The 25,199-nt window shown below is 62.1% G+C and carries 26 protein-coding genes; 5 read left to right on the top strand and 21 right to left on the bottom strand.

What is annotated here, in order from left to right:
* Window positions 1–6: 6 nt before the first annotated feature.
* The 14 genes from NKH37_RS05455 to NKH37_RS05390 form a co-directional block, all read right to left on the bottom strand.
* Window positions 7–591: a glycosyltransferase gene (locus tag NKH37_RS05455; RefSeq protein WP_353004706.1), complete on the bottom strand. Its 585-nt coding sequence runs from the start codon at window positions 589–591 to the stop codon at window positions 7–9.
* Window positions 592–622: 31 nt separating this feature from the next.
* Window positions 623–1,516, bottom strand: coding sequence for an NAD-dependent epimerase/dehydratase family protein (locus tag NKH37_RS05450; protein ID WP_353004704.1), 894 nt, complete (start codon window positions 1,514–1,516; stop codon window positions 623–625).
* 27 nt (window positions 1,517–1,543) lie between these two features.
* Complete coding sequence (locus NKH37_RS05445) at window positions 1,544–2,380, bottom strand: class I SAM-dependent methyltransferase (protein ID WP_198030481.1); 837 nt, start codon at window positions 2,378–2,380, stop codon at window positions 1,544–1,546.
* Window positions 2,316–2,702, bottom strand: coding sequence for a class I SAM-dependent methyltransferase (locus NKH37_RS05440; RefSeq protein WP_023719046.1), 387 nt, complete (start codon window positions 2,700–2,702; stop codon window positions 2,316–2,318). Before NKH37_RS05440 ends, NKH37_RS05445 begins: the two co-directional genes overlap by 65 nt.
* Window positions 2,703–3,043: 341 nt before the next feature.
* Entirely contained in the window at window positions 3,044–4,108 is a 1,065-nt protein-coding gene (locus tag NKH37_RS05435; protein WP_023719045.1) for an ABC transporter ATP-binding protein, read from the bottom strand.
* Window positions 4,109–4,123: 15 nt separating this feature from the next.
* Entirely contained in the window at window positions 4,124–4,918 is a 795-nt protein-coding gene (locus NKH37_RS05430; protein WP_352484656.1) for an ABC transporter permease, read from the bottom strand.
* A complete protein-coding gene (locus NKH37_RS05425; RefSeq protein WP_031194018.1) occupies window positions 4,915–5,808 on the bottom strand; it encodes an ABC transporter permease in 894 nt (297 codons plus the stop codon). The genes NKH37_RS05430 and NKH37_RS05425 overlap by 4 nt, the downstream gene beginning before the upstream one ends.
* Window positions 5,809–5,880: 72 nt before the next feature.
* On the bottom strand, window positions 5,881–6,987 hold the full coding sequence (locus NKH37_RS05420; RefSeq protein WP_023719042.1) for an ABC transporter substrate-binding protein: 1,107 nt from the start codon (window positions 6,985–6,987) through the stop codon (window positions 5,881–5,883).
* A 244-nt stretch (window positions 6,988–7,231) separates the two neighbouring features.
* Window positions 7,232–8,404 carry an iron-containing alcohol dehydrogenase gene (locus tag NKH37_RS05415; protein WP_023719041.1) on the bottom strand — a complete coding sequence of 391 codons (1,173 nt, stop codon included), beginning with the start codon at window positions 8,402–8,404 and terminating at the stop codon, window positions 7,232–7,234.
* A 37-nt stretch (window positions 8,405–8,441) separates the two neighbouring features.
* On the bottom strand, window positions 8,442–8,933 hold the full coding sequence (locus tag NKH37_RS05410; RefSeq protein WP_352590545.1) for a DUF2569 domain-containing protein: 492 nt from the start codon (window positions 8,931–8,933) through the stop codon (window positions 8,442–8,444).
* 42 nt (window positions 8,934–8,975) lie between these two features.
* Window positions 8,976–10,364, bottom strand: a complete 1,389-nt coding sequence (locus tag NKH37_RS05405; RefSeq protein ID WP_352642886.1) for an aldehyde dehydrogenase family protein — start codon at window positions 10,362–10,364, stop codon at window positions 8,976–8,978.
* A 137-nt stretch (window positions 10,365–10,501) separates the two neighbouring features.
* A complete protein-coding gene (locus NKH37_RS05400) occupies window positions 10,502–11,872 on the bottom strand; it encodes a glutamine synthetase family protein (RefSeq protein ID WP_352815552.1) in 1,371 nt (456 codons plus the stop codon).
* Window positions 11,873–11,956: 84 nt separating this feature from the next.
* Window positions 11,957–13,525: an amino acid permease gene (locus NKH37_RS05395; RefSeq protein WP_353040839.1), complete on the bottom strand. Its 1,569-nt coding sequence runs from the start codon at window positions 13,523–13,525 to the stop codon at window positions 11,957–11,959.
* 22 nt (window positions 13,526–13,547) lie between these two features.
* Window positions 13,548–14,372 (bottom strand): N-formylglutamate amidohydrolase, encoded by an 825-nt coding sequence (locus tag NKH37_RS05390; protein ID WP_023719036.1) that lies wholly within the window; start codon window positions 14,370–14,372, stop codon window positions 13,548–13,550.
* A gap of 145 nt (window positions 14,373–14,517) precedes the next feature.
* On the opposite strand from NKH37_RS05390, the gene NKH37_RS05385 reads away from it, so the two are divergent.
* The 3 genes from NKH37_RS05385 to NKH37_RS05375 all read left to right on the top strand — a co-directional run bounded on the left by NKH37_RS05385 (window position 14,518) and on the right by NKH37_RS05375 (window position 17,211).
* On the top strand, window positions 14,518–15,345 hold the full coding sequence (locus tag NKH37_RS05385) for a MurR/RpiR family transcriptional regulator (RefSeq protein ID WP_023719035.1): 828 nt from the start codon (window positions 14,518–14,520) through the stop codon (window positions 15,343–15,345).
* Between the two features lie 516 nt (window positions 15,346–15,861).
* Window positions 15,862–16,677, top strand: a complete 816-nt coding sequence (locus NKH37_RS05380; protein ID WP_352494684.1) for an SDR family oxidoreductase — start codon at window positions 15,862–15,864, stop codon at window positions 16,675–16,677.
* Window positions 16,678–16,716: 39 nt separating this feature from the next.
* A complete protein-coding gene (locus NKH37_RS05375; protein WP_031194015.1) occupies window positions 16,717–17,211 on the top strand; it encodes a MaoC family dehydratase in 495 nt (164 codons plus the stop codon).
* A gap of 27 nt (window positions 17,212–17,238) precedes the next feature.
* Here NKH37_RS05375 and NKH37_RS05370 read toward each other — a convergent pair whose 3' ends face one another.
* A complete protein-coding gene (locus tag NKH37_RS05370; RefSeq protein ID WP_352791359.1) occupies window positions 17,239–17,940 on the bottom strand; it encodes a hypothetical protein in 702 nt (233 codons plus the stop codon).
* Window positions 17,941–18,133: 193 nt separating this feature from the next.
* Between NKH37_RS05370 and NKH37_RS05365 the strand changes: the two genes are divergently transcribed.
* Window positions 18,134–18,775, top strand: coding sequence for a TetR/AcrR family transcriptional regulator (locus NKH37_RS05365; RefSeq protein WP_352590534.1), 642 nt, complete (start codon window positions 18,134–18,136; stop codon window positions 18,773–18,775).
* A 191-nt stretch (window positions 18,776–18,966) separates the two neighbouring features.
* Window positions 18,967–19,206, top strand: coding sequence for a DUF680 domain-containing protein (locus NKH37_RS05360; RefSeq protein ID WP_352791357.1), 240 nt, complete (start codon window positions 18,967–18,969; stop codon window positions 19,204–19,206).
* Window positions 19,207–19,306: 100 nt separating this feature from the next.
* Here the strand turns inward: NKH37_RS05360 and NKH37_RS05355 are convergent, their stop codons facing one another.
* The 6 genes from NKH37_RS05355 to NKH37_RS05330 are packed head-to-tail and all read right to left on the bottom strand — an operon-like array spanning window position 19,307 to window position 25,117.
* The gene (locus tag NKH37_RS05355) at window positions 19,307–19,531 is read right to left on the bottom strand and encodes a hypothetical protein (RefSeq protein ID WP_352791355.1); all 225 of its coding nucleotides are present in this window, start codon (window positions 19,529–19,531) and stop codon (window positions 19,307–19,309) included.
* A gap of 53 nt (window positions 19,532–19,584) precedes the next feature.
* Window positions 19,585–20,163 carry a sarcosine oxidase subunit gamma gene (locus tag NKH37_RS05350; RefSeq protein WP_023719027.1) on the bottom strand — a complete coding sequence of 193 codons (579 nt, stop codon included), beginning with the start codon at window positions 20,161–20,163 and terminating at the stop codon, window positions 19,585–19,587.
* Complete coding sequence (locus tag NKH37_RS05345; RefSeq protein ID WP_352791353.1) at window positions 20,156–23,140, bottom strand: sarcosine oxidase subunit alpha; 2,985 nt, start codon at window positions 23,138–23,140, stop codon at window positions 20,156–20,158. Before NKH37_RS05345 ends, NKH37_RS05350 begins: the two co-directional genes overlap by 8 nt.
* Window positions 23,137–23,433, bottom strand: a complete 297-nt coding sequence (locus tag NKH37_RS05340) for a sarcosine oxidase subunit delta (RefSeq protein WP_023719025.1) — start codon at window positions 23,431–23,433, stop codon at window positions 23,137–23,139. The genes NKH37_RS05345 and NKH37_RS05340 overlap by 4 nt, the downstream gene beginning before the upstream one ends.
* An 8-nt stretch (window positions 23,434–23,441) precedes the next feature.
* Window positions 23,442–23,864 carry a hypothetical protein gene (locus NKH37_RS05335; RefSeq protein ID WP_352484640.1) on the bottom strand — a complete coding sequence of 141 codons (423 nt, stop codon included), beginning with the start codon at window positions 23,862–23,864 and terminating at the stop codon, window positions 23,442–23,444.
* Window positions 23,864–25,117, bottom strand: coding sequence for a sarcosine oxidase subunit beta (locus NKH37_RS05330; protein WP_352791351.1), 1,254 nt, complete (start codon window positions 25,115–25,117; stop codon window positions 23,864–23,866). Before NKH37_RS05330 ends, NKH37_RS05335 begins: the two co-directional genes overlap by 1 nt.
* Window positions 25,118–25,199: the final 82 nt, after the last annotated feature.

Raw genomic sequence — 25,199 nt, 5'->3', positions numbered from 1 at the left:
GGGCGGTCAGCGAACTGCGGCGGCGCGCTGGAATGCTCCAAGAAGCGCGTCCGCATACATCTGGCGACGCGCCGCATGATCGGCACGCAGCTTTTCGGCCTTTTCATGCGTTCGCGCCGGTCCCTGAGACATGGTGACCATGGCGGACGCTAACGCCACGGCATCGTCGACCGGAAAGAACGTCGCGTTTGGCGCCTGCTCCCGATGAAGGCTGATATCCGAGAGGAGCATCCGTGTGCCGAGCGCCTTGGCTTCCTCGACCGTGGTTGACCAGCCCTCGAACAGCGAAGGATTGATGAGAGCATCGGAAGCAGCGTTGAGGCCGAACACATCCTCGTAAGGCACAAGGCCCAGATGACGGAAATGACCCGACACGCCGGCCTCCCTGGCGCTAGCCAGCAACTGGTCGAAATGTCGGGGATTGCGCGGGTCTTCGGTTCGCCCGGTCAAGATCACGGGGGCAACCTTATCAAGCCCGCCATTTGCCGATATGTGCGCCAATGCTTTGATCACAAGCCCATGGTTCTTGTGCGACCAGAACTGGTTCGGTAGGTAGAAATAACGCTGCGGCAGTTCATACCGTGCGATCACTTCCGCCTGCCTTGCTATATGCGGGGCCGGATCAAGATCTGGCGGACCAGCCAACTCGATTTCCGATCTTGTCCACCTTGGCCAGTTGCGTTGCGCGGTCGACCCTGCGTAAGCGCGCCTTGTCCTCGACGATCTCGATATCGACCTTCATCGCCGCTCCGATCAGGCGAACAAGCTCCTCCACCGATGCGTCCCTGCCGGAACCGATATTCATGACATCGAAACTCGCCTCACCAGTGTCGCCGGCCAAAGCCGCCACCCCGGCAGCGGTATCCTCCGCATGGATGTAGTCGCGCCGCGGTTTCAGATTGCCCAATGCGATCCTGGCCTGGCCCTTGGCATTGTAGAGCTGGTTGAGAATATCGGGAATGAGATGCGCATTGGGGTCGTCATGGCCGATAGTGTTGAAGATGCGCGCCACACGCCCCCTCCCGCCGGTCCTGTCGGCCCAGAAACGAAGCTGGCTTTCATTGGTCAGCTTGGACAGAGCATAGTTGTCGCAAGGCCAGGTCCTGGTCGCATCCTCGTCGAGCGGGGCATCGACCCAGTCGTACACCGCGCCGCTGGACGCCAGCACGACCGTTCCGACACCAGCCTTTTCAGCAGCATCGAGGACGATTTCGGTGCCGACCACGTTCACGTCCAACGCATAGGCGCGCTGTCGCTCGCATGTCGGAATGTGGTGAATAGCCGCCAGGTGGATAATGGTGTCGGGCTTGAAACCCTCAGCCAACTCTACCATCCCACTCTTGTCGCGGATGTCGATCTCCCGCGTCTCGCATCCGTCCATGTCAGGCATCGGCATGCCGACCGAAAGATTATCGGCGATCAACACCCGAGCGCCGTCCTTGGCGAGATTTCGCGCGCACCGCCAGCCTATGAAACCAGCTCCGCCCGTAACGAGGACGCGTTGGGGATTCGTCATCAGGATTTCTCTCCGGCTATCTGAAGTTCACAAGGGCATGGCAGCCGGGGCGGACGGATCATCGCGCGGCCGGCAGAGCACCATGAGGGAAAAGCCGCCCAGCAGCAGCGCGCTGGTAGCGGGGGCAACGCTGCCTATCAGTTTGCGCACTGGATTGAGCAATTTGGTGCGCAGAGGCCTCGTGGAAACGTTGGCTTCGCCCGCCACGTCGGTAAAGTGCCAATCGACCACCGTGTAACCCGTGTCCTCAAGCGTCGCAAGCGCGGTCTCGCGCGTGAAATAATGGAGATGCCCCACCTTCTGACGTGCGTGCATGTAAGCTCGCCGAACCAGTCCCTGGACGTGAAGGTCCAAAGGAATATGAAAAACGTGATAGCGGCCGTGCGGGCGCAGTGCCCGCAAAAAGCCCATATAGTCTTCGACATGTTCGAAGACGTCGATCAGCATGACAAGGTCATGCACTGACTTGGTCGCCAGAAAATCCTCGTGGTGGAAGATCGCGCCAGACGCCTTTTGCAGCGGCCAGAGTTTTGCTGCGTCTTCGGAAATATCGTATCCATGAATAGGTCTGCCCGGATATTGCGCGGCCAATTTGCCGACGATGCCGCCGCTGCCGCAGCCGACCTCGACGGCGTCGCGCCAGACAACATTGTTGCGCTCCAGGATGTTTGCGATCTCGCGCGCCTTCCAGGCTGTATCGGCCAGATGCCAGTCAGGATTGTTGGCAAGGTACTGACTGTCCGAGTAGATGTCAGCCGCGGTATCAGTGACTGTTATCGGCCGCGCTTCTTCGACCCCTTTAGCCGACATCACGATCTTCCTTTTCACAAATGAACGATACCAGGTGACCGGCTTCGACGACATCAATGCGCGTACCGGTGTTTCTGGCGGGCGCCCGAATCGCATCAGTTCCGGTCAACGCGCTAGGGTCCGGCTCAACCGCCGTGACCTGCCATCCATCGGCCGCCGACGCAAGAGACAGGGTTCCATTGCCCACCCCGAGATCAAAGGCTCGCCCAAGCTGCTTCGGCAAATTGCGGCGCAACTCGGCACTTCCATGATAGCGGCGCGCCGGCATCGATTTCAGTTGATGGAAATACGCTGCGCGCGCCAAGTCGGCCTGTTCCGGATGACCAGGCAACCTGCGCACAGCGTCTTCAGAGTCCAGGAAATTGCTGGAGCCCATCAGCCAAAATGTCCCAAACTGCAGGTCACAAAACCGGCTGCAGACAATTCCAATTCAAGGATCAATCTTCACTCCCCAGCGGGTTTCCCTTGGCGGTCTGCTTGTCTCTTTGACGCATGAGATTGACCGCGATTGCAACATTCCCTGACTAAATGTGGAGCACAGGAAATCACACCGTCGCGACCTCCGTATATTCGTCCGATCGACAATTGTCACGCTACCAAGCTTGGGTCTGAGCAGATCCGGTTCTTTTGCTCGCGCCGAGGCAAATCCGCCTGTCTATTGGCGGATCGCCTGAAGGCGATCCCAGGAAAATGTGGAACAGTTTTTCCAGAACTGCCTCAATGCAGCACAAGCATGTCGCCGGACGAGAACGAAATCTCGGCCTTTTCGCCGACGGCAGGCGGCGGCGTTGCCGGGCTGTTGAATGTGTCTAGCGAGACCGTGCTGCCGCCGATGCCGACGCGCACCCGGATCACCGAACCGAGGAAATGCACCTCGGCGATTTCGCCCGAAAGGCTGGAGTCGCGGCCGGGGTGGCGGCCGAGCGAGATCGCCTCGGGCCGCAACGCCAGTGACAGCGTGTCCCCGGACTTCGAGCCGTTGAGCTTGCCCTTGAGCGAGACCTCTTGCGAGTTGACGCGCACCTTGCCCGAAGCCGCGTCGGTGACCGTGCCTTCCAGCACGTTCAGCGTGCCGACGAAATTGGCGACGAATTTGGTTGCCGGCCGGTTGTAGATCTCGAACGGCGTGCCGACTTGCTCGGCCTTGCCGCCATACATCACAGCGATGCGGTCGGAAATCGACAGCGCCTCTTCCTGGTCGTGGGTGACGAAGATGGTGGTGATGCCGAGCTTCTTCTGGATCGAGCGGATTTCCTCGCGCAGCGACACGCGCACCTTGGCATCGAGCGCCGACAACGGCTCGTCGAGCAGCAGGAGCTTCGGCTTCGGCGCGATGGCCCGCGCCAGCGCGATACGCTGCTGCTGGCCACCGGAGAGCTGATAGGGATAGCGATCGCCCATCTGCGGCAGCTTGATGAGGTCGAGCATCTCGGCAACGCGCCTGTCGGCATCGGGCTTGGGCATGCCCGCGACCTTCAGCCCGAAGCCGATGTTCTGCGCCACGGTCAGATTCGGAAACAGCGCGTAAGCCTGGAACACCATGCCGACATTGCGCTGGTTGGGCTTGAGCCGGGTGATGTCCTTGCCGGCCACCACGATCTTGCCGGCGCTCGGCTCCTCGAAGCCGGCGACCATGCGCAGCACCGTCGTCTTGCCGCAGCCCGATGGCCCGAGGAAGGAGACGAATTCGCCCGGCTCGACGTCGAGGTTGAAATCCTGCACCACGGTGGTGGCGCCGAAGGATTTTTGCACCTGCTGTATTGAGAGGAATGGCTCGGCCATGACTTTTTCTTTCGATCAGTTCGGGCGGTTTGCCGATTTCGGCGCGAAGCGCGACAGGATCTGGATCAGCGACATGCAGCCCCAGGTGATGGCGAACGAAATGATCGCCAGTGCCGACGGCTCATAGGCACTGTTGGCGCCGATGTTCTGCAGATAGGGGCCGAAGGCTGGGCGATTCAACAGCGAGGCCATGGTGAACTCGCCGATGACGATGGCAAAACTCAGGAACGCGCCGGATAAGACGGCGATCAGTACGTTCGGCAGGATGATGCGGGCGATGATGGTGGTCCAGCCGGCGCCGAGGATTTGTGCGGCTTCGGTGAGCGTTCTGACGTCGATGGTCCTGAGACCGGTATCGACCGCCCGGTACATATAAGGCAGCGCCAGCACTGCATAGCCGATGACCAGCAGAACATCGGTGCCGCGCGCTGTCGCCAGGAAAGGCAGCGTTGAATTCGAACCGAACATTCTGATGTAGCCGAAGACGATGACGATAGCGGGAATAACCAGCGGCAGCAGAGTGATGAACTCTACGAGCGGCCGCAGATTCGGTAGCCGCAGCCGAATCCAGTAGGCCGTCGGGACAACGAGGAGCACGCCTAAAAGAATGGTGAAAACCGCCACAACGACGGAGTAGGTAAATGTCGTCTGGAAATTCGGATCTTCGAAGACTGAGCGGTAGGCGTCAAAGGAGTATTCCCCGCGCCGCTTACGCAAGGAGAATTCAAAGGTCGCCAAAAGCGGCAGGACAAAATAGGCGGTTCCCACGCCAAAAACGAGCCAAGCCCAAAAGCGGCTGCCTTGCTTCATTTCAGCCACCGCTCGGCTCGCCGTTGGAACAAGATATAGAAGAGGTTGGCCAAGCCGGTGATGACTATCATGCCGAATGCAAGCGCGTAGCCTAGATTCGGATTGTAAAGCACGTCGCCGCGAATCTGCGCGAACAGCTGGATGGGCACGATGTTGAGTGACGGCCCCGTCAGTGCATAGGCTGTTGCGACCGCCCCGAACGCGTTGGCAAAGAGGAGGACCGTCGTACCGAGAAAACTCGGCCATAAGACCGGGATGACCACCATGCGCCAATATTGCCAATTGCTTGCGCCGAGCGTGGCGGCAGCTTCACCCCATTCCTTCTTCAGCCCATCGACCGCCGGCGTGATGATGACAATCATCAATGGAATCTGGAAATAAAGGTAGGTGAGGATTAGGCCCCAAAACGAAAAGATACTGAAGCCGAGCGAATAGATGTTGATGCCGAAAATGTCTCGCAACAGGATTGTCGCCACTCCGAGCCGACCTAGCGTCGCGATGAACGAGAATGCCAGCGGCACGCCGGCGAAATTCGAGGCGACGCCCGAGAAGGTCAAGGTCGCCGAGCGTAACCACGACGGCAAACCTCCGCGAACGACTGCCACGGCCATTGCCAGGCCGATCAAGGCGCCAAGGATCGCAGAAACAAAGCTGATCTGAATGGATACCCAATAGGCCGCCGCGAGCTTGGGTTGCGACAACGCTATGATGTTATCGAGCGTATAGTCGCCAGCTGCATTTTTGAACGCGCCCGCGATCAGCCCTACCGTGGGCAAGATCAGAAAGAGCAGCGCGAAAATGAAGAACGGAGTTACGCCTAACCAATGCAGTGGCAGCCGAAGGCGGCTGATCTCCGGCGCGCCAGGACTGACGCTGGCTGTCTGGGACATTGTGGAATCTGCCATGGAGTTCCCGAAGTTGGCATAGGGCGCCGGGCGGCGAACCGCCCAGCGCCCTATGAATTACTTCACGACGGCGCCAACGATGGCATCCCAGTTCGTGCTGATTTCCTTCTTGGCAGCATTCTGTTCCTCCAAAGTAGGGAAGACCGCTTTTTCATAGTTCTCGGCGGCCGGCAGCTTGTCCAGCATCTCCTTCGGGATCACGCCCTTCTTGGCGAGATCGTTGAAGCGGATCGGGTGGCAGTAGCCCTTCAGCCAACCGAGCTGGCCTTCGTCCGAATAGAGATACTCCATCCACAACTTGGCGGCATTCGGGTGCGGCGCATAGGCACTGATCGCCTGAACGTAGACGCCTGCGACCACCGCTCCCTTTGGCACGACGATTTCGATTTCCGGATTGCCGGCCATCTTGTCGCGCATGGCAAGCAGGTTGTAGTCCCAGTTCATCACGATCGGCGTCGTGCCCTGGGCGACAGCTGCCGCTTCAGCGTCGACCGGCACGAAGTTGCCGGCATCGTTGAGCTGCTTGAAGAATTGCAGACCCTTGGCGGCGGCGTCCTGGCCGCCGGTACCGCCAGCCGCGAGGCCCGAAGCGTAGACCGACATGACGGCGTTGTTCGACGTGCGCGGGTCACCGGCGAGCGCCACCGAGTTGGCATATTCCGGCTTCTGCAGGTCAGCCCAGTCCTGTGGCGCGTTCTGCACGACGGCTTTGTTCACGCCGAAGGCGAGCACGCCGTAGTAGTCGCCGGTCCAGAAGCCATCGGCATCCTTGGCGCTGTCAGGGATCGTATCCCAGGTCGACACCTTGTAGGGTTGGATCAGGTTATCTGCCTTGGCGGACGGGCCGAAAGACAGGCCGACGTCGATGACATCAGGCGCCTGCGGGCCTTTATTGTCCTTGTTGGCCTTGATCGCCTCGATCTCGTCGCCGGAGCCGGCATCGGGATTGAGTTCGTTGACGGTGATCCCCGGATATTTTGCCTTGAAGCCGGCGATGACGTCGCCATAGCCGCACCAGCTGTGCGGCAGCGCGATCGTGGTGAGCTGGCCTTCCGCCTTGGCTGCGGCGACCAGTTCATCCATGGACTGGGCCGACGAGATGGCAGAGGTCGCCATCAGGGCGACGGCCGAAAGGGAAAGCAGTTTTCCCGTGAATTTGAACATGTGTTCTCTCCGTTGAACTGACGCCGTTGGACGCCTGCGATGCGGTATCGTTTTCGTGTGACAGCCAGATGAAAGCTTTGTGAAAGCGATGCCCTGCAGTACGAAAAAGTAAACTCTTTTTAACCGGCTGTAGCAATCGCTACGCCGTTATTTTTCCGGCTAACTAGTTTCGGCCTTGCCTTTCATCCTTTCCCCCTTTCTTCGCCTCTTTTTTCCCAAATGGATTTGCAATGCTGAAGTTGCCTCAGACGGCGCCGGCGATGGCGTTTTCCAGCAGCGTCAGCGCCGCCTTCTTGGTCAGCTTGACCGGGTTGCCGCCGGCGGTCGGATCGACCACCGCCATGTCGGCGATCAGGCCCTTGCGCTTCTTGTCCATGTCGAGCCCCTTGATCAGGCCGGGCAGCGCGTGCGGCACCTTGAGCTCCTTGCGCAGCTTGACGATCGCCTTGGCAAAGCCGTCGAAACCGCCCTTGATGCCGCAATAGGCGGCGAGCCGGGCGATGCGCGGCTCGATCGCCTCGCGATTGAAGGCCAGCACATAGGGCATGAACACTGCGTTGGTCATGCCGTGGTGGGTGTCGTAAAGCGCGCCGATCGGATGCGACAGCGAATGAATGGCGCCAAGGCCCTTTTGGAAGGCGGCGGCCCCCATCGCAGCGGCGCTCATCATATTGGCGCGGGCGACCAGATCCTTGCCGTTGGCATAGGCTTTCGGCAGGTTTTCGAAGACCAGCCTGATGCCTTCCACGGCGATGCCGTCGGCCATCGGGTGATAGCCCGGCGCGCAATAGGCTTCGAGGCAGTGGGCGAGCGCATCCATACCGGTGCCGGCGGTGATGAAACCGGGCATGCCGACCGACAGTTCCGGATCGGCAATGACGATCGCCGGCAAAAGTTTCGGATGGAAGATGACCTTCTTTGTGTGGGTCGCTTCATTGGTGATGACGCCGGCGCGGCCGACCTCCGAGCCGGTGCCGGCCGTGGTCGGCACCGCGATGATCGGCGCGATCGCATCGGCATCGGCGCGCGTCCACCAGTCGCCGACATCCTCGAAATCCCAGACCGGTCGCGTCTGCCCTGCCTGGAAGGCGATCAGCTTGCCGAGGTCGAGCGCCGAGCCGCCGCCAAAGGCGATGACGCCGTCATGCTTGCCCTTCTTGAACACGGCGATGCCGGCGGTCAGGTTGGAATCGACCGGGTTCGGCTTGACCTCGGAAAACACGCCATACGGCACCTTGGCGTCGTCGAGGATCTTCAGCGTCGAGGCCACCACCGGCAGCTTGGCCAGTCCCGGGTCGGTGACGAACAGCGGCCGCTTGATGCCGGTCGCCGCCAGCACCTCCGGCAGTTCCTTGATGCGTCCGGCGCCGAAGCGGACGGTCGTAGGGTAATTCCATTTGGAAACGAGTTTTGTCATTTCGACCTTCTGACTGCTTTCATGCTCTCGGATGTCGTTAATTCACAAAGGTATTGGCCACACGGTCTGACCGCATCATGTACGGAATCCAGATGGCTGCGGCCCAGACCGAACGGTAAATGTCGCGCATCGTTTCTTTATCGAACGCATCATCCAGCGTTGGAAAGCTGTCGGGAAAAGCCAGATACCCGGCCCATGAATCGACAACGGAATATATCGGCATCGCGAATGCCCAAATCATGTACCAGCCGGGGAATATCTGCCAGCGCTTGAACATGAAGAACAATAATAGGGCCGGGGCTGTAAGGTTTAGTATGCCGGATATCACCAATTCGGCAACAATCAGCACACCTTGGGACAAACTGAAGGCCTGCCAGTTCTGTAACATGCCGAGATAGTCGGTATTGTGCAATTGTACCAACCCTAGTATCGGGGTGAGCATCAACCCGAGCATCGGCAGGACAAGCCAGCCGCCGATACCCTCGGGACCTTCACGATCCGGCAGCGCCGATTGTTGCGTATCCGCCATTACTCCCTCTCAACAGCGATCGTTGGCTTGCCGATCGCCACCTTAGATCACCTCGCGCAGATGGTATGATTTCGGCCTGGTCAGATTGTCGTAGCCGATGGCCGACAGTGCCGCACCCTTGCCGGTGTCCTTGACGCCGGTCCAGACCAGCGCCGGATCGAGATAGTCGCAGCGGTTCATGAACACGGTGCCGGTCTCGACGCGGTCGCCGATCGCCGCCGCATGGTCCGTGTCGCGCGTCCAGATCGAGGCCGTCAGCCCATAGGGGCTGTCGTTCATCAGCGCGATCGCCTCCTCATCGTTGCGCACCTTCATGATACCGACGATCGGGCCAAAGCTTTCCTCGCGCATCACGCTCATCTGGTGGTCGACCTGGGTAAGCACTTCCGGCGCCAGATAGGGCGAGCCTTGCCTGTCGTTAGCCACCTTCATGTCGATGTGCGCCTTGGCGCCCTTGCGTAGCGCCTCCGCCTTTTGCTCGCGGATCAGGTCGGCGAAGCGCGCCTGCGCCATCGGCCCCATGGTGGTCGCCTGGTCGAGTGGATTGCCGACGACGTAGTTCCTGGTCTCGGCGATGAAGCCTTCGACGAATTCGTCGTAGACCTTCTCGTGGACATAGACGCGCTCGATGCCGCAGCAGCACTGGCCGGAATTGAAGAAGGCGCCGTCGACCAGATTGGCAACGGCATGGTCCATCTTGGCGTCCGGCAGCACATAGGCCGGATCCTTGCCGCCAAGCTCGAGGCCGAGCGTCATGAAGGTGCCCGCCGCCGCCTTTTCGATGGCGCGGCCGCCGGCGACCGAGCCGGTAAAGTTGACATGGTCGATCTTGCCGGAGCCGAGCAGCCTTTCGGTCTGCGCATGGTTCAGAACGAGGTTCTGGAACAGGCCCTTGGGCAGGCCGGCTCTGTCGAACGCCTGCTGAAACCGTTCGCCGACCAACAATGTCTGTGCCGCGTGCTTGAGGATGACGGCGCTGCCCGCCATCAGCGCCGGCACGATCGTGTTGACGGCAGTGAGATAGGGATAGTTCCACGGCGCGATCACCATGACCACGCCGAGCGGCACCTTCTTCACATAGCGGCGAAAGCCGTCCTTCGGGTTGGAGGCCATGACCGGCTTCAGTGCCGCCTCGGCGATCTCGACCATGTAGCTGACGCGTTCCCTGACGCCGCCGAACTCACCGCCATAGCGCACCGGCCGGCCCATCTGCCAGGCGATCTCCGGCACGATCTCGTCGCTCATGGCGACCAGCGCTTCCAGCATGGCAAGCATGTACTTGCCGCGCTCGACGACCGGCGTCTGCGCCCACTTCTCCTGCGCCGCCTTGGCGCGCTCGACCGCGGCACCGATCGCCTGGTCCGTGGCCAGAGGCCGTTCGGCATAGATCGAACCGTCGATGGGGGATTTTATCTTGACCGTTTCGGTCATGCCTTGGGTCCTCGCATTCTACAATAATTCTCGTTGGTCACGCCGCTCTGGAAGGGACGAAACACCGGCGTTGGTCCCGTTCTTCACAGCGAGCGGGTAAAGGTGAGGGACGGGCGGCGCCGACATTGCCAGGTCATTTAATACCGCTCGAACCCCCTGTGCAGTTCCCAGTCCGTAATCCGGCGGTCGTATTCGAACTGTTCCCAGTGTGCCGTGTGGACGTAGTGTTCCAGCACATCGTCGCCGAGTGCCTGCCTCAGCATCTTCGATTCCACCAGCGTCGCGGTAGCGTCGCGCAATGTCTTTGGAATTTCAGGCAACTGCGAGGCCTGGTAGGCGTCGCCGACGAAGGGCTTCTGCAGTTCAAGCTTTTCATCGATGCCGGCAAGCCCGGCCGCGATCAGCGCGGCGAAAGCCAGATAGGGGTTCAAATCGGCACCGCCGATGCGGCATTCCATGCGGATGCCCTTGGTGCCCTCGCCGCAAAGACGGAAACCGGCGGTGCGGTTGTCCTCGCTCCACATGATCTTGGTCGGCGCAAAGGTGCCGGCCTGGAAGCGCTTGTAGGAGTTGATGTAGGGCGCCAGGAACCAGGTGAATTCCTTGGCATATTTGAGCTGGCCGGCTGCCCATTGCTGGCCGAGCGTCGACAGCGTCCACTCGGCATTTTTGTCGTAGAACAACGGCGTCTTGCCGTCGGCGCTCCACAGCGAATTGTGGATGTGGCTGGAATTGCCGGCGAGCCCGTAATTGTACTTGGCCATGAACGAGATCGCCTTGCCTTCGGACTCGGCGATTTCCTTGGCGCCGTTCTTCAGGATGACGTGGCGGTCGGCCATGTCGAGCGCTTCAGCATAGCGAACATTGATCTCTTCCTGGCCGGGACCCCACTCGCCCTTGGAATTCTCGATCGGAATGCCGGCCGCCTCCATTTCGTTGCGCAGCCGGCGCATGACGCCTTCTTCCTTGGTGGTGATGCCGATCTGGTAGTCGCCGATATAGGGCGATGCCGTCTCGAGGCCCTGCCAGTGCTTCCTGCGGGCGGAATCGTAGGTCTCGCTGAACAGGTAGAATTCGAGCTCGGACGCGAAATAGCCGATATAGCCGCGCTCCTGCAGCCGCTTGACCTGCTTCTTCAGCATGGCGCGCGGCGAATGCGCCAGGTCGTCATGGGTGTGGTGGTCGAGCACGTCGCAGATCACCAGCGCCGTCTTCTCCAGCCACGGAATGCGCCGCAGCGTCGCAAGGTCCGGCTTCATGACGAAATCGCCATAACCCTTCGACCAGCTCGCCGCCTTGTAGCCGGGCACCGGTTCCATATCGATATCGGCGGCCAGCAGGTAGTTGCAACCATGCGTCTCGTCATGCGCGGAATCGACGAAGTACCGGGCCAGGAACCGCTTTCCCACAAGCCGCCCCTGCATGTCGACGATGCAGGCCAGCACGGTGTCGACCTCACCGCTGGAAACCGCTTGCTTCAACTGATCGAACGAGAAATTTCCGGCCATTCTTACGGCACTCCAGCGCTTGTCGTTTTGAAAAGGGAATGAAACCATGGCCGGCGCGATGCCGGCCATGGTCATGAGAGAGCGTCAGGCGCCGGCTTCGCCGACAGCTATCTCGGCTGCCTTGATCGCCGCCTGGCGCTTCGCGATCTGGTCGCCGATGGGCGGACCCTGGAAGCGGCGGTTCTCGAAACCGAACCAAAGCACCGCAGTCAGTACAATGAAGCCCAGGGTGATATAGAGCACTTTGTCGTTCGGCGGCTGGATGGCGATGTAGAAGATGATCGCCATGCCGATGACCGACAGGATGCAAAACAGCTTGAACAGGCCGGCACCGAGATTCCATGGGCCGGGATTCGGCCATTTCGCCGTTCCGAAAGCCATCATGCCGAGCGCGATCGGAATGGTGAAGGACAGGAACAGGAACACCAGCGTCGAATTGACGACGATGGTGTAGATGTTGGTGCCGCCGATCGAAATGAACTGGGCAAGAAAGACATAGATGATCTCGAGGATCGCAGCTGTCCAGATGGCATTGACCGGCGTGCGCCAGGTTGGGCTGACTTTGGCGAGCCCGGCCGAACCGACCGGCATGCCGCCGTCGCGAGAGAAGGCAAACAGCATGCGCGAGGCCGAGGTCACCGTAGCGAGGCCGCAGAGGAACTGCGAGATCAGGATGGCCAGATAGAGCAGTGTCTTTAACCATCCTGGCAAGATCGCGTTCATGGTTTCGAAGAACACGGCCCACCCTTGCTTGGCGCCTGCCGCCATATCCGGAATTGCCAGCACGATCGCGCACAGCATCACCCAGCCGATCAGCGACGACCAGAGCACGGATGAAACGATTGCCCGCGGAACCGAGTGCGCCGCCCTCAACGTTTCTTCCGAGGTATGCGCCGACGCATCATAGCCAGTAATGGTGTAAACCGGCAGCAGCAGGCAGAGCAGGAAGAGATACGTCATGGAATCGGACTGCGGGAAAACACCGCCGCCCGCATCGCCCGAATAGTTCGTGAACGTCCACAACCGGGTGATGTCGATCGCTGGAGCAAACACCAGGCAGGCGACGATCAGCACCGCCGTCGCTCCGAGAATCAGGAAGCCGGACGCATCCGTCAGCATGGCGGTCAGCTTGATGCCGAAATGGTTGAACAGCGCCTGAAGGACCGTGATAATGGCAACAAAACCAACGACTTGAGCCGGAGACGCAACACCGTCGGTGGTAAGCCCTGCGCCGAAGGTCCCGTAGAAAAACAAAGACGTTCCGATGTTGATCGCGCCGAGCACGGTGATCAGGCCGAGCAAATTGAGCCATGCGGTAAGCCAGCCAGTGAAACGGTTCCCCAGAATGGATGCCCAGTGATAGAGGCCGCCGGCGGTCGGAAATGCCGAGGCGATCTGGGCCATGGCGAGCGCGAAAAATCCCGAAACCATGCACCCGACGATCCAGCCGATACCAGCGCCGGCGCCACCGATGGACGATGTCGCCTGCGCGAAGGAATTGATGCCGCCTGAGAGGATGCAGATGATCGAGAACGAGATCGCGAAATTCGAGAAGCGGCTCATGCTTCGCGACAGTTCCTGAGCATAGCCCATTCCGTGGAGAACTTTCAGGTCCTCCTTCTTGTCACCTTCGCTGTAACCCGGTGCTGCCATTTTGAAGTCCCCTTTTGGTTTCTTAGCTGGCCGATTGAACTGACTTTCCGACTGCGCTTGGTCTGGAGGCCTTGGCCGCTTCGGGCTCCAGATTGAGAAAAATACCCGTGAGCAGATCCGCCCATTTCCGCTGCCCGGCTGCGCCGGAGATCTCGTCGTTGCGGATTTCGATCATTGCGCAGGGCAGCCCGCGCGAGCGGGCATGGCGTTCCAGCGTGAAATAGACGCGGTCGGCCGGCGAATAGGGTTCGTTGACGCCGACGGTGACGCCGGCGACCCGCTGCAGCGCCGCGATCAGCGGCGCCGCCAGCCGGCGGTCCTCGTCGTGGATAACGCCGATATGCCAGGGCCGGCTGCCGCCCTTGTAGACCGGGGTGAAAGAATGGACCGAGACCAGCCGCGTCTCCCGTCCGGCCGCCAGGCGCTCGTCGATGATCGTCGCGATCCGGTCGTGGAACGGCCGCCAAGCGAGCGCGATGCGCGCCTCCCGCTGATCGGCCGAAAGCCCCTGATTGGCCGGGACCACGGTTTTTTCGCTGGCGCTGACCGTCACTATCAGGTCCGGTGCATCGAGCGGGCGGTTGCAGTCGATGACGAGCCGCGAAATGCAGGTCTCGACCAGCGTCGCATCGAGTGCCTCGGCCATGCGGCGCGCCACCGGCAAGGCGCCGGGATCCCAGGCGATGTGGCGGGAAAGCTCCTCGGCGGCAAGTCCGAGCGTTCCGAATTCCGGCGGCAGGAAATTGGAGGCGTGGTCGCAGGTTAGCACGAAAGGGCTCAATCCGCCGGGGTTCGTCACCCTTACGGTTTCAGGCGATGCAAGGCTGGCGGGCCGTGCTGTCTCCATTGTCTGCCGTCCCCGGGGAGCGCTGTACCGTATGTTACGTATTTTGCCTCATTGCGTCCCTGCGGATGATTTCATACAGTTTGGCCGCCTTTGTCAAACGCGATTTCGATAATGCGGTAACGGCCCGGCCAGGGTGGGGAAAAACATGGTTTCCAGCATTGCCGAACTGATCTCCGACCGCATCGGCACCATGCCGGCCGGCGAGCGGCGCGCAGCGCAAACGCTGATCGCCAGCTATCCGCTGATCGGGCTGAAGACGGTCGCCGAATTCTCGGCTGCCGCCGGCGTATCGTCGCCGACGATCCTGCGTTTCGTCGCCCGGCTCGGCTTCCAGAACTATCCGGAATTCCAGTCGGCGCTGCAAGACGAACTGGCGGCGCAATTGCAGTCGCCGGCCTCGCGCACGCTCAATCCGCCATCGCCGGGCAGCAGCGCCGTGTCGCCGATGCTGGAAGCGACGCTCGACAATATGCGCGAGACCTTCCGGCACCTTTCGGATAAGCAGCTTGCCGACATCGTCGCCAAGCTGGCCGACCGGCGCGGCAAGACATTCCTGATCGGTGGCCGCTTCACCGACCCGCTGGCGCGCTACATGGCCGCCCACCTCGCCATCATCCAGCCCAACGTTTTTCACCTCGGCGGGCAGGAAAGCGTCTGGCGCGACCGGCTGATCGACATGGGTAAACGCGACGTGCTGGTGATCTTCGACATCAGGCGCTACCAGGACAGCCTTGTCCGCTTCGCCGAGACGGCCAACCAGCGTGGCGTGCAGATCGTGCTGTTTACCGACCAGTGGCTGTCGCCGATCGCCCGCTTCGCCCGCCACGTCATCGCCGGGCGCACCGCCGTGCCTTCGGCCTGGGACTCATCCGCCGCACTTTTCGTCGTCGTCGAAACGCTGATCGGCGCCGTCACAAGGCAGCTCGAGGCCGACGGCACCAAACGCATCCGCGAGTTGGAAAGCCTACGGTAGAGCGGCCCTTCGGGCGAACGGTCTTCGTTGGGGTCTAGTCAACCAAAAGGCTGACCATCTGCAGGATCAGGATCAGCAAAAAGACGCCAAAGACAGACGCAAAGACCGCTGCCAATAGGACGATGCGTTGTTTCTTACCCACAGCTCCCTCGGGAAGGCATAGCTCCCCCACGATCACGAACGTCAGTCCTGCCTATCGCTCGGCTACCGTCCCAAGTCCTCAAGATCCGCCTGCGGCTTGGGCGGAGGAGTAATGACGACTTGCTTCACGCGCGAAATGAACCGCTGGCCAAGGTGCTCGCTTAGGGAGACGGCTGCATCATTCATCCGACCCATGTCACGGCCGAATGACCACCTTGCCGCTGGGGCTTAACCATTTCAGCCGCAAAGCGTGCCATCGCCCCAGTCCAGATACTTTACCCGTGGCAAGGGTGATCGAAGTTCGGCTAGCCTTGGCGACGCGAAGCCGCTCCTTGACCCACCATCAAACAGCGGTGAACTGCGCGGAGGAATTCGATGAGCTATCTGGACGAGCTGTTCTCAGTCGCCGGCAAGACGGCGCTGGTCACCGGCGCCGCGACCGGCATCGGCCGCATGGCGGCGACCGCTCTGGTCAGGGCCGGCGCCACTGTGATGATCGCCTCGCGCAAGGGCGAGGATTGCGCCAAGGTAGCGGGCGAGTTGAACGGGCTTGGCGCATCCGGCCGGGCCGAGGGTTTCGCCGGCGACGTCGCGAGCGAGGCCGGCATTGCAGCGCTTGTCGCCGAGGTCAGGGCGCGGACCGAACGGCTGCACATACTGGTCAACAATGCCGGCATCTCCTGGGGCGCGCCGCTGGAAAGCTTTCCCTATCATGCCTGGGCCAAGGTGTTCGGCGTCAACGTCACTGCGGTCTTCCATCTGACGCGCGAATTGCTGCCTCTGCTCGAGGCCGCTGCCAGCGAGGCCGACCCGGCCCGGGTGATCAATCTGGGATCGGTGATGGGCACGCAGCCTTTGGCCGAAGACGCTTACTCCTACTCGGCCTCGAAGGCTGCGGTTCACCATCTGACGCGTATCCTGGCGATCGAGTTCGCCGCCCGCCGCATCACCGTCAACGCCTTTGCGCCCGGCCCTTTCCAGAGCCGGATGACGGCCTTCGCCACCGGCACCGAAGACCAGGCAAGACATGTCGGCAATCACGTTCCGATCGGCCGCATCGGCGCACCGGATGACATTGCCGGCGCAACGCTCTATTTGTGCAGCCGTGCCGGCAGCTATGTCACCGGCGCCATCCTGCCGATCGATGGCGGGCAGTCGGTGCAACACGGGCTGACATTGTTCAAGGAATGAGACGCACGCCATCCGGCGAGTGAAATGCCGGGGGTGAAGATGGAGGACATCAGCGTGGAACCGATCAGTCTCGATGTGCTTCTGGCCAACGTCGGCAAGGAAGTCGGCGTGTCGCCATGGCGGGTGGTCACGCAGCGCATGATCGACCAGTTCGCCGATGCCACCGACGACCATCAGTTCATCCATTGCGATCCGGAGCGCGCCAGGCGCGAGACGCCGTTCGGCGGCACCATCGCGCACGGCTTCCTGTCGCTTTCGCTGTTGTCGGCAATGACCTTCGAAACCATGCCGCCGCTGGAAAACAGCAAGATGGGCGTCAATCACGGCTTCGATTCGCTGCGCTTCCTGGCGCCGGTGAAGACCGGCTCGCGCATCCGCACCCGCTTCGTGCTGGCCGACGTCAAGGTCAGGCCGTCGGGCTGGGTGCAGACTGCGCACGACGTGACGATCGAGATCGAGGGCTCGAAAAAGCCGGCGCTGACTGCGCGCTGGCTGACGCTGACGCTGATCGAACGCCAACCGGAGGCGGTCTGACTGGCATCCAAGCCTGGGAACCTAAATCTATTTGGCTTCGGCCGCGACGTACTTCATGTGGCGGCTGACCTGCAGCGCAATGTAGACGACCAGTGAGCAACCGATTGGGAACACGATCTCGTTGAGGCCGGTTGCGATAGCCTGTGGCAGTGCCAGAGCAGCGTCGTTCGCCGCGGCCGTCTCAATCGTCAGCACCGTGATGCCGCCACCGAATACCGCGCCTATCAGGGCGCCTGCCAGCGCGAAATGGAGCGGACGGGGTTCTTCCTTCGACGCCAGCGATGCCAGTATCCAGCCGAGCAGCCCGTATTCGATGGCGCGCAGGACACCCAGCGTCGTGAGCGAGAGAACGGCCGGCTTTGCCGCCGCGTCGAGCGCGCTGACCATGACCTTTTGCGTCCCCTTGGCGATGCCCATGGCCAGCGGTGCCGAGATCGCGCTGATTAAGCCGCCGAGCGAGGCTCGCACTTTAGCGAGCGCCGTGCCGAGGCTGACGCCGGCGCAGACGAAGAACGACCAGGTCACGCCTTGCGCCAGTTCGATCAGGATCAGCGTCGTCGCCGGGTAGGAACCTGCCGCAAATCTGACGGTCAGAATGAGAGCCTCCATGGCGAAGCCGAGCGCGATCGCCAGCCATGCGACCATGACGACGCGCCTGAGCGCCATCCTGGCGCGATGGGAAAGCGGGTTCACGTCCGGCACGCCGGACGAAAGCTCAGTCAGGGCCATGTTGGCCTCCCAGATCACAATTCTTGCAGAGCCGCGAATTAGCGTTTGTCTGTAACAGTCCGATGTTGCCGGCTTTATTGCCGGGTTACATCGTTTTGTGACGTCAAGCTTCTGCTTCGTGCCACCCTTGCCCGACGTCGTACAGCGTATATATGCTGCATCCAGCCATCAGTTATTAAAGGCAGTCGAACAATTGCAGCTAAGCGTCCAGGAGCGCCGCGAAAAACAAAAGGCCGAACTGCGTTCCGAACTTGTCGACGCCGCGCACAAGCTTGTCCAGGAAGAAGGCTATGACGGCCTCACCATCCGCAAGCTCGCCAAGCGCGTCGGCTATGCGCCGATGTCGGTCTATTCCTATTTCGCCGACAAGCAGGACATCCTGTTCGCGTTGGCCGAAAACGCCTTCGAGACCCTGGCCAGGCACATCGAAAATCATACGGCCGACGACCCGATCGAGGCGCTCAAGGCGGTGCTGGTCGAATATGCCGCCTTCGGGCTCGAGAATCCCAACGAATACCGCACCGTCTTCATGACCGAAAAAGTCAGGCCGCCGGCCGGCAAGACGTTCGCCGAAATGCAGAGCGGCAACCCGGCGATGAAAGTGCTGATCGAGAGGGTCGAGGCCTGCGTTGCCGCCGGCAGGCTCAAGGGCGATCCGCGCGCCATCGCCACCATGCTGTGGGCGGTCGGCCACGGCGCCATCTCGCTGCTGATCACCTTCCCGTTCTACCCGTTCGGCGACCAGACGACGTTCATCACACGGATCGGCAACATCATGCTCGAAGCGATCGCCGCGCACGAGATTGCGCCCCTCGGCCCGCCGGTCAACTGCTGAGGAGCGGCGCTCCTCCCGATCTGTAAAATCTTTCTCCGAACGATCCGCGCTCCGGTGCCGAGCGTCCGGCAATTCCTGCGCCTAATTTCTCCGTACGTGTACGATTTTTGCTTGAACTCCCTCAGCCTTGGGCGTATCTGTACGCAATACCGTACATGTACGAATTCACTAGCTGGAACCGGAGACCGATCATGAAGAAGGCAATTCTCACGCTCGCCGCCCTGCTGGCGCTCTCTGGCGCCGCAATTGCCGGCAGCAATCAGACAGGCAAGCAAGAAGCGGCCTGCATCGACACCAAGACCGATGTGAAGCTCGATTGGGCGCCGACCGGATCGCTTGAAAATGCCGATACCGAGACCCACAAGGCCGGCAGCAAGGGCCCGAGGCTCGGCATCGGCATCGACCCGTGGATCGTGCCCAGCAGCTTCTGAGCCGACCGGCGATAATATGCGGCGATGAACCGAAAGGGCGGCAGCAATTTCCGGCCGCCTATCTTGCCGGCCTCAGCCCTGCTTTATCGCGCCGTGCAGATCACTTCTTACGCTTCTGTCCCGCCACCCTCTTCGCCTTGCCGGGTCTTGCCGGCGCGCCGGGAATGGCCGTTCCGGTGATCGACACCGGATCGCTGGCCGGAAACGTATCCTCGAGGCCTTCCTCGAGTTCCTCTTCGACATCCCCCTCAGTGCGCTGCTCGTGTTCGAAAGAGCGCACGGCCGGCGTCTTGGCCGGCAACTTCGGCGCGGAGTTCGACGGCATTTGCATTCTCCCTCGGCTCGCTGTCGCAGAACTGCTGGGCGCGGCGAACATTGCTATGCTGCCGCGTCGCGCGCTGCCTCCGACAGAAAAGTAAAGACATAGTCGGAGAAGGAACGCCAGCATTCGACGCGGAACGCGTCGGCCGCCGTGCGCAACAGCACGATTTCGACCTTGCCGAGAATGGTGCGCGATGCCGCCCCGATCGGAAAGGCGTCGAGCGACAAATCCTGCGGGCAGCCGGCATTGATCGTCGTCGCGGCAGCCGGTCCGGTGACCGATACGGCGACGTTGCGGTGCGAGATGCCGACCGCCGAATGCAGCGCGGAAATCTTGGCGCAATCGGCGAGTGGATCTTTGCCGCTTTCATCGATGACCAGCCATTCGTCCGGCCCGAGCCACAAGGCGGTCCGTCCAGCCTTTGCCGCCGAGGTTTTCGGCCTTAGCGGCAGGGCGATGCCAAGTGCTTTCGAAAGTGCCGCGATCGAGGCGTCCGGCGCGCGCAGCGATATGCGTTCGGCCGGCGGCAGCACGACAAGTGTGACGCCGGTGGCGGAAAGCGACTGGCCGGCGACAGCCGGACGGCGTTCGACCGACGGCCCGGCGACGGCGGTTTTCACTGCGGCCTTAGCCATTGAGGCGCTCCCCCTTCTCGTCGAAGAACACCATACCGGTAACCTCCACCTCAATCACCCCGTTCGGCATCGGTACATAGAGCGTCTTGCCTATGCAATCGCGGCCGCCGGCAACCAGCCCCAGTGCGATCGAGCGGCCGCAATTTTGCGACCAATAGCTCGACGTGACATGGCCGATCATCTTCATAGGGATTGCCTGCTTCGGGTCCGCGACGATCTGCGCGCCCTCCTCCAGCACCACCTTGGCATCCCTGGTCTTCAGGCCGACAAGCTGCTTGCGGCCCTTGGCGACCAGATCCGGCCGCTCCATGCCGCGAATGCCGACGAAGTCGGCCTTCTTCTTGCCGACCGCCCAGTCGAGGCCGGCGTCGTTCGGCGTCACCGTGCCGTCGGTATCCTGGCCGACGATGATGTAGCCCTTTTCGGCGCGCAGCACATGCATGGACTCGGTGCCATAGGCACAGGCGCCGTGCTTCTGGCCCTCGGCCCATAGCGCTTCCCAGACCGCCTCGCCGTAATCGGCCGGCACGTTGACTTCGAAGCCGCGCTCGCCGCTGAACGACATGCGAAACAGCCTGGTCGGTACGCCGCAGATCCGGCCTTCGCGCACCGACATATGCGGCAGCGCCTCGTCCGACATCTCGATGCCTTCGACCAGCGGTGCGATGATGTCGCGAGACTTCGGCCCCTGCACGGCAATCACCGCCCACTGCTCGGTGATCGAGGTCAGCCAGACGTTGAGATGCGGGAACTCGGTCTGGAGATAGTCCTCCATATGGTTCATGACGCGCGGCGCGCCGCCGGTCGTCGTCGTCACATGGAAACGGTCGGGTGCAAGCCTGCCAACGACACCGTCGTCATATATGAAACCGTCCTCGCGCAGCATGATGCCGTAGCGGCAGCGGCCGGGCTCGAGCTTCTCCCATGGATTGGTGTAGAGCAGTTCCATGAATTTGGCCGCATCCGGCCCGACCACCTCGATCTTGCCCAGCGTCGAGGCGTCGAACAGGCCGGCCGTCTTGCGCACCGTGACGCATTCGCGGTCGACGGCCGCATGTATGTCCTCGCCCGGCTTCGGGAAATACCAGGCGCGCTTCCACTGGCCGACATCCTCGAACATCGCGCCTTGACGCTCTGCCCAGGGATGGATCGCCGTCTTGCGGGTCGGGTCGAACAGGGGACCCCGCGCATGCCCGACGATCGAGCCGAACGTCACCGGCGTATAGGGCGCACGGAACGTCGTCAGCCCGACCTGCGGGATCGGCTTGCCCAACGTCTCGGCGGCAATCGCCAGGCCGTGCATGTTGGAGGTCTTGCCCTGGTCGGTCGCCATGCCGTTGGTGGTGAAGCGCTTGACGTGCTCGATCGAGCGCATGCCCTCATGCACCGCCTGGCGGATGTCCTTGGCGGTGACGTCGTTCTGGAAGTCGACGAACGCCTTTACCGTCGTTTCTGCCCCGGCGCCGGGCGCCGCACCCAGCATGCCGCGCGACCAGCTCTCGCTGGCATCGACTTTCGGCTTGGTTCCCTTGGCTGGCTTGCTGCCGGCGTCCTTGGCGCCCGCTGCATAAGCCTCGTCGATCGTCGCCGACAGCCCGTCGGTGCCGTTGCAGGCGCCGACCGATACGCAGTCCTGCGCATAAATTCCGGGCACGAAGCGCTTGGTCTCGTCGTTGAAGGCGACCTTGCCGCGCGATTGCGAGAACAGATGCACCGATGGCGTCCAGCCGGCCGACATCAGAATCGCGTCAACCGGGATGGTGCGTTCGCCGCCGCCATTCTTCGGCTGCACAGTCATTGACGACACCCGCAGCTTGCCGCCGGCGCGGATCACCGCGCGACCGAAATTAACCTCGATGCCAAGCGCCCTCGCCTCGTCGATCGCCGGCCCGGTCGGATTGTCGCGCAGATCGACGATCGCCGCCACGTTGATGCCGGCCTTCTTCAGGTCGATCGCCGCCGCATAGGCGGAATCGTTCGCCGTATAGACGCCGATATTCCTGCCGACCGCGACGCCGTAATGGTTGAGATAGGTGCGCGCCGCCGACGCCAGCATGACGCCGGGACGGTCGTTGTCGGCAAACACCATGTGGCGCTCGATGGCGCCGGTCGCCAACACCACGCGTTTGGCGCGAACCTGCCACAGCCGCTCGCGCGGCAGGTCGCGGCCGGGGCTCTGCAGATGGTCGCTGACGCGCTCAACCAGTCCGACGAAATTCTGCGCGTAATAGCCGAAGGCCGTGGTGCGCGGCAGTACGCGGACATTGTCCATCGCGCTCAACTTGGCGAGAGCGGATTGCGCCCAGGAAAAGCCGTCCTGGCCTTCGATCTTCGCCCCGCTCTCGAAGCGAAGGCTGCCGCCGAATTCCGCCTGCTCGTCGGCAAGGATGACGCGCACGCCGGTTTCGGCGGCAGCCAATGCCGCGGCAATACCCGCCGCACCACCGCCAAGCACCAGCACCTCGCAATGGGCGAAGCGCGCCGAATAATGGTCGGGATCCGGCTGGTCGGGGGCGACGCCGAGACCGGCCGCGGCCCGGATCTTAGGCTCGTAGAGGTTCTTCCACGCAGCCTTCGGCCACATGAAGGTCTTGTAGTAGAAGCCGGCCGAAAGCATCGGCGAGGCGATGCTGCTGACCGCACCGATGTCGAAGGCGAGCGACGGCCAGCGGTTCTGCGACTGTGCCGTCAGCCCGTCATAGAGTTCCTGTACCGTGGCGCGGACGTTCGGCGTCTTGCGTGCCGCGTCGCGCTTGATCTCGACCAGCGCGTTCGGCTCTTCGGCGCCGGCCGACAGGAAGCCGCGCGGCCGGTGGTATTTGAACGAGCGGCCGACGAGATGGACGCCATTGGCAAGCAGCGCCGAGGCCAGCGTGTCGCCCTCGATGCCGGTATAGGGGCGGCCGTCGAAGCTGAAGCCAGCTATCTTTGCCTGCTTGAGCCGCCCGGCGCCGGCAATGCGGAACGTCGCGCTCATTTGGCGGCTCCCGGCAGCTTCGCCGGCTTTGGCTCGCCGGCCTTGTAGGTCATCAGGAACCTGTCGCTGACGGTGTCGCGCACGGCGTTGAAGAACCGCGCGCAGCCATGCATGTGCCGCCACCGCTCATAGATGATCCCCTTGGGATTGGAGCGGATGAAGAAGAACTTTTCGAAGTCGTCGTCGCTCTCGCCGGCGATGTTTGGGGAACGCGCAATATGCGCCTCACCGGCGTTGCGGAATTCGAGCTCGGGACGCTCTTCCTCGCAATAGGGGCAGCGGATGAGAAGCATGGTTGGTCCTACAGTTCGCCGTGGCCGACGCGAGCGCCGGCAGGTTGGTCGCAAAGCCTCTGACCCATCGTGACGAAAGGCGCGACGAGCCGGATGCGCTCCTCGATGCTTGCCGCAGGGCGAAACAGAGCGCGATTGGCCATGTTGCCGATGGTCAGTTGGATTGGATCGGTGGTGACGATGACGCCGCGCGGCTGGAAAGGCTCGTCCGGATCCAGATCGGAAGGACGGGCCTCGAAGAAGAGGACGATCTTTCGCCCGCCGCTCCAGACGCAGGTCAGCATGCCGTCATCGATGGAAAACGGCCAGTCGGCCTCGTTCCCGGCGCGACTGATCGGCTGCGTGCGCACCTCGTCCGGTGACGGAAAATGAAACAGGCCTTGCTCGCCGGCGAGCATCAGCGGCATGGCGACGGCCATCTCGGTCATCATCAGTGCGCCACCGCCGCCGCCGCCGCCTCGTCGATGAGGCGGCCGGTGCGGAAGCGCTCGATGGTGAAGGGTGCGTTGATCGGGTGCGGATCGTCCCTGGCGATCGTATGGGCAAAGACGTGGCCCGAACCCGGCGTCGCCTTGAAGCCGCCCGTGCCCCAGCCGCAATTGACGTAGAGGCCGGGCACCGGCGTCTTGGCCAGGATCGGCGAACGGTCCGGCGTCACGTCGACAATGCCGCCCCATGAGCGCAGCATCTTCATGCGGGTGAAGATCGGGAACATCTCGCAGATCGCGTCGAGCGTGTGCTGCAGGATGTGCAGCCCGCCGGTCTGCGAATAGGAGACATATTGGTCGGTGCCGGCGCCGATGACCAGCTCGCCCTTGTCGGATTGCGAGATATAGGCATGCACCGTGTTCGACATCACCACGCAAGGCACCACCGGCTTGACCGGCTCCGACACCAGCGCCTGCAGCGGATAGCTTTCCAGCGGCATGCGCACGCCGGCCATGTTCATGATCACCGAGGAGTGGCCGGCGGCGACCACGCCGACCTTCCTGGCGCCAATGAAGCCGCGCGTCGTCTCGACACCGGTAACCGCGCCGTTCGGCGCCCGTTTGACGCCGGTGACCTCGCAATTCTGGATGATGTGGACGCCGCGCGCCGAGGCGCCGCGCGCATAGCCCCAGGCGACAGCATCGTGCCGCGCCGTGCCGCCACGGCGCTGCAGCGCGGCACCCATCACGGGATAACGGGCATCGCGCGAAATGTTGAGCGGCGGGCAGAATTCCTTGGCCTGTTCCGGCGTCAGCCATTCATTGTCGATGCCGTTCAGCCGGTTAGCATGGACGTGGCGCTTCAGCACCTGAATGTCGTGGATGTTGTGGGCGAGCATCATGACGCCGCGCGGCGAATACATGACGTTGTAGTTGAGCTCCTGGCTGAGCCCGTCCCACAGCATCAGCGCATGGTCGTAGATGCCGGCGCTCTCGTCATAGAGATAGTTCGAGCGGATGATGGTGGTATTGCGGCCGGTATTGCCGCCGCCGAGCCAGCCTTTTTCCAATACCGCGACGTTGGTGATGCCATGCACGGTGGCGAGGTAATAGGCTGTGGCCAGGCCGTGGCCGCCGGCGCCGACGATGACGACGTCATACTCCTTCTTCGGCTCCGGCGAGGACCACTGTTCCTCCCAGCCCTTGTGGCCGCGCATGGCCTCGCGGGCGATAGCGAATACCGAGTATTTCTTCAACGTTGCAGGCCTCGCAAATGGCGGCCGGGCAGATCAGCCAACCCCGGCGCGCGAGCTGTATCACTAGCGAAACCGCACTGCC

The sequence above is a fragment of the Mesorhizobium sp. M1217 genome (assembly GCF_040318275.1).
Classification (GTDB): Bacteria; Pseudomonadota; Alphaproteobacteria; order Rhizobiales; family Rhizobiaceae; genus Mesorhizobium.
The sequence above is the reverse complement of the archived record's forward strand: the minus strand, read 5'-3'. Positions and strand labels throughout refer to the sequence as shown.

Bases quoted from the DNA above. Each gene is read 5' to 3' on its own strand.
- NKH37_RS05450 (WP_353004704.1), bottom strand. From the start codon at position 1,516: ATGACGAATCCCCAACGCGTCCTCGTTACGGGCGGAGCTGGTTTCATA.
- NKH37_RS05445 (WP_198030481.1), bottom strand. From the start codon at position 2,380: ATGTCGTCGAAGCCGGTCACCTGGTATCGTTCATTTGTGAAAAGGAAG.
- NKH37_RS05440 (WP_023719046.1), bottom strand. From the start codon at position 2,702: ATGGGCTCCAGCAATTTCCTGGACTCTGAAGACGCTGTGCGCAGGTTG.
- NKH37_RS05435 (WP_023719045.1), bottom strand. From the start codon at position 4,108: ATGGCCGAGCCATTCCTCTCAATACAGCAGGTGCAAAAATCCTTCGGC.
- NKH37_RS05430 (WP_352484656.1), bottom strand. From the start codon at position 4,918: ATGAAGCAAGGCAGCCGCTTTTGGGCTTGGCTCGTTTTTGGCGTGGGA.
- NKH37_RS05425 (WP_031194018.1), bottom strand. From the start codon at position 5,808: ATGTCCCAGACAGCCAGCGTCAGTCCTGGCGCGCCGGAGATCAGCCGC.
- NKH37_RS05420 (WP_023719042.1), bottom strand. From the start codon at position 6,987: ATGTTCAAATTCACGGGAAAACTGCTTTCCCTTTCGGCCGTCGCCCTG.
- NKH37_RS05415 (WP_023719041.1), bottom strand. From the start codon at position 8,404: ATGACAAAACTCGTTTCCAAATGGAATTACCCTACGACCGTCCGCTTC.
- NKH37_RS05410 (WP_352590545.1), bottom strand. From the start codon at position 8,933: ATGGCGGATACGCAACAATCGGCGCTGCCGGATCGTGAAGGTCCCGAG.
- NKH37_RS05405 (WP_352642886.1), bottom strand. From the start codon at position 10,364: ATGACCGAAACGGTCAAGATAAAATCCCCCATCGACGGTTCGATCTAT.
- NKH37_RS05400 (WP_352815552.1), bottom strand. From the start codon at position 11,872: ATGGCCGGAAATTTCTCGTTCGATCAGTTGAAGCAAGCGGTTTCCAGC.
- NKH37_RS05395 (WP_353040839.1), bottom strand. From the start codon at position 13,525: ATGGCAGCACCGGGTTACAGCGAAGGTGACAAGAAGGAGGACCTGAAA.
- NKH37_RS05390 (WP_023719036.1), bottom strand. From the start codon at position 14,372: ATGGAGACAGCACGGCCCGCCAGCCTTGCATCGCCTGAAACCGTAAGG.
- NKH37_RS05385 (WP_023719035.1), top strand. From the start codon at position 14,518: ATGGTTTCCAGCATTGCCGAACTGATCTCCGACCGCATCGGCACCATG.
- NKH37_RS05380 (WP_352494684.1), top strand. From the start codon at position 15,862: ATGAGCTATCTGGACGAGCTGTTCTCAGTCGCCGGCAAGACGGCGCTG.
- NKH37_RS05375 (WP_031194015.1), top strand. From the start codon at position 16,717: ATGGAGGACATCAGCGTGGAACCGATCAGTCTCGATGTGCTTCTGGCC.
- NKH37_RS05370 (WP_352791359.1), bottom strand. From the start codon at position 17,940: ATGGCCCTGACTGAGCTTTCGTCCGGCGTGCCGGACGTGAACCCGCTT.
- NKH37_RS05360 (WP_352791357.1), top strand. From the start codon at position 18,967: ATGAAGAAGGCAATTCTCACGCTCGCCGCCCTGCTGGCGCTCTCTGGC.
- NKH37_RS05355 (WP_352791355.1), bottom strand. From the start codon at position 19,531: ATGCCGTCGAACTCCGCGCCGAAGTTGCCGGCCAAGACGCCGGCCGTG.
- NKH37_RS05350 (WP_023719027.1), bottom strand. From the start codon at position 20,163: ATGGCTAAGGCCGCAGTGAAAACCGCCGTCGCCGGGCCGTCGGTCGAA.
- NKH37_RS05345 (WP_352791353.1), bottom strand. From the start codon at position 23,140: ATGAGCGCGACGTTCCGCATTGCCGGCGCCGGGCGGCTCAAGCAGGCA.
- NKH37_RS05340 (WP_023719025.1), bottom strand. From the start codon at position 23,433: ATGCTTCTCATCCGCTGCCCCTATTGCGAGGAAGAGCGTCCCGAGCTC.
- NKH37_RS05335 (WP_352484640.1), bottom strand. From the start codon at position 23,864: ATGATGACCGAGATGGCCGTCGCCATGCCGCTGATGCTCGCCGGCGAG.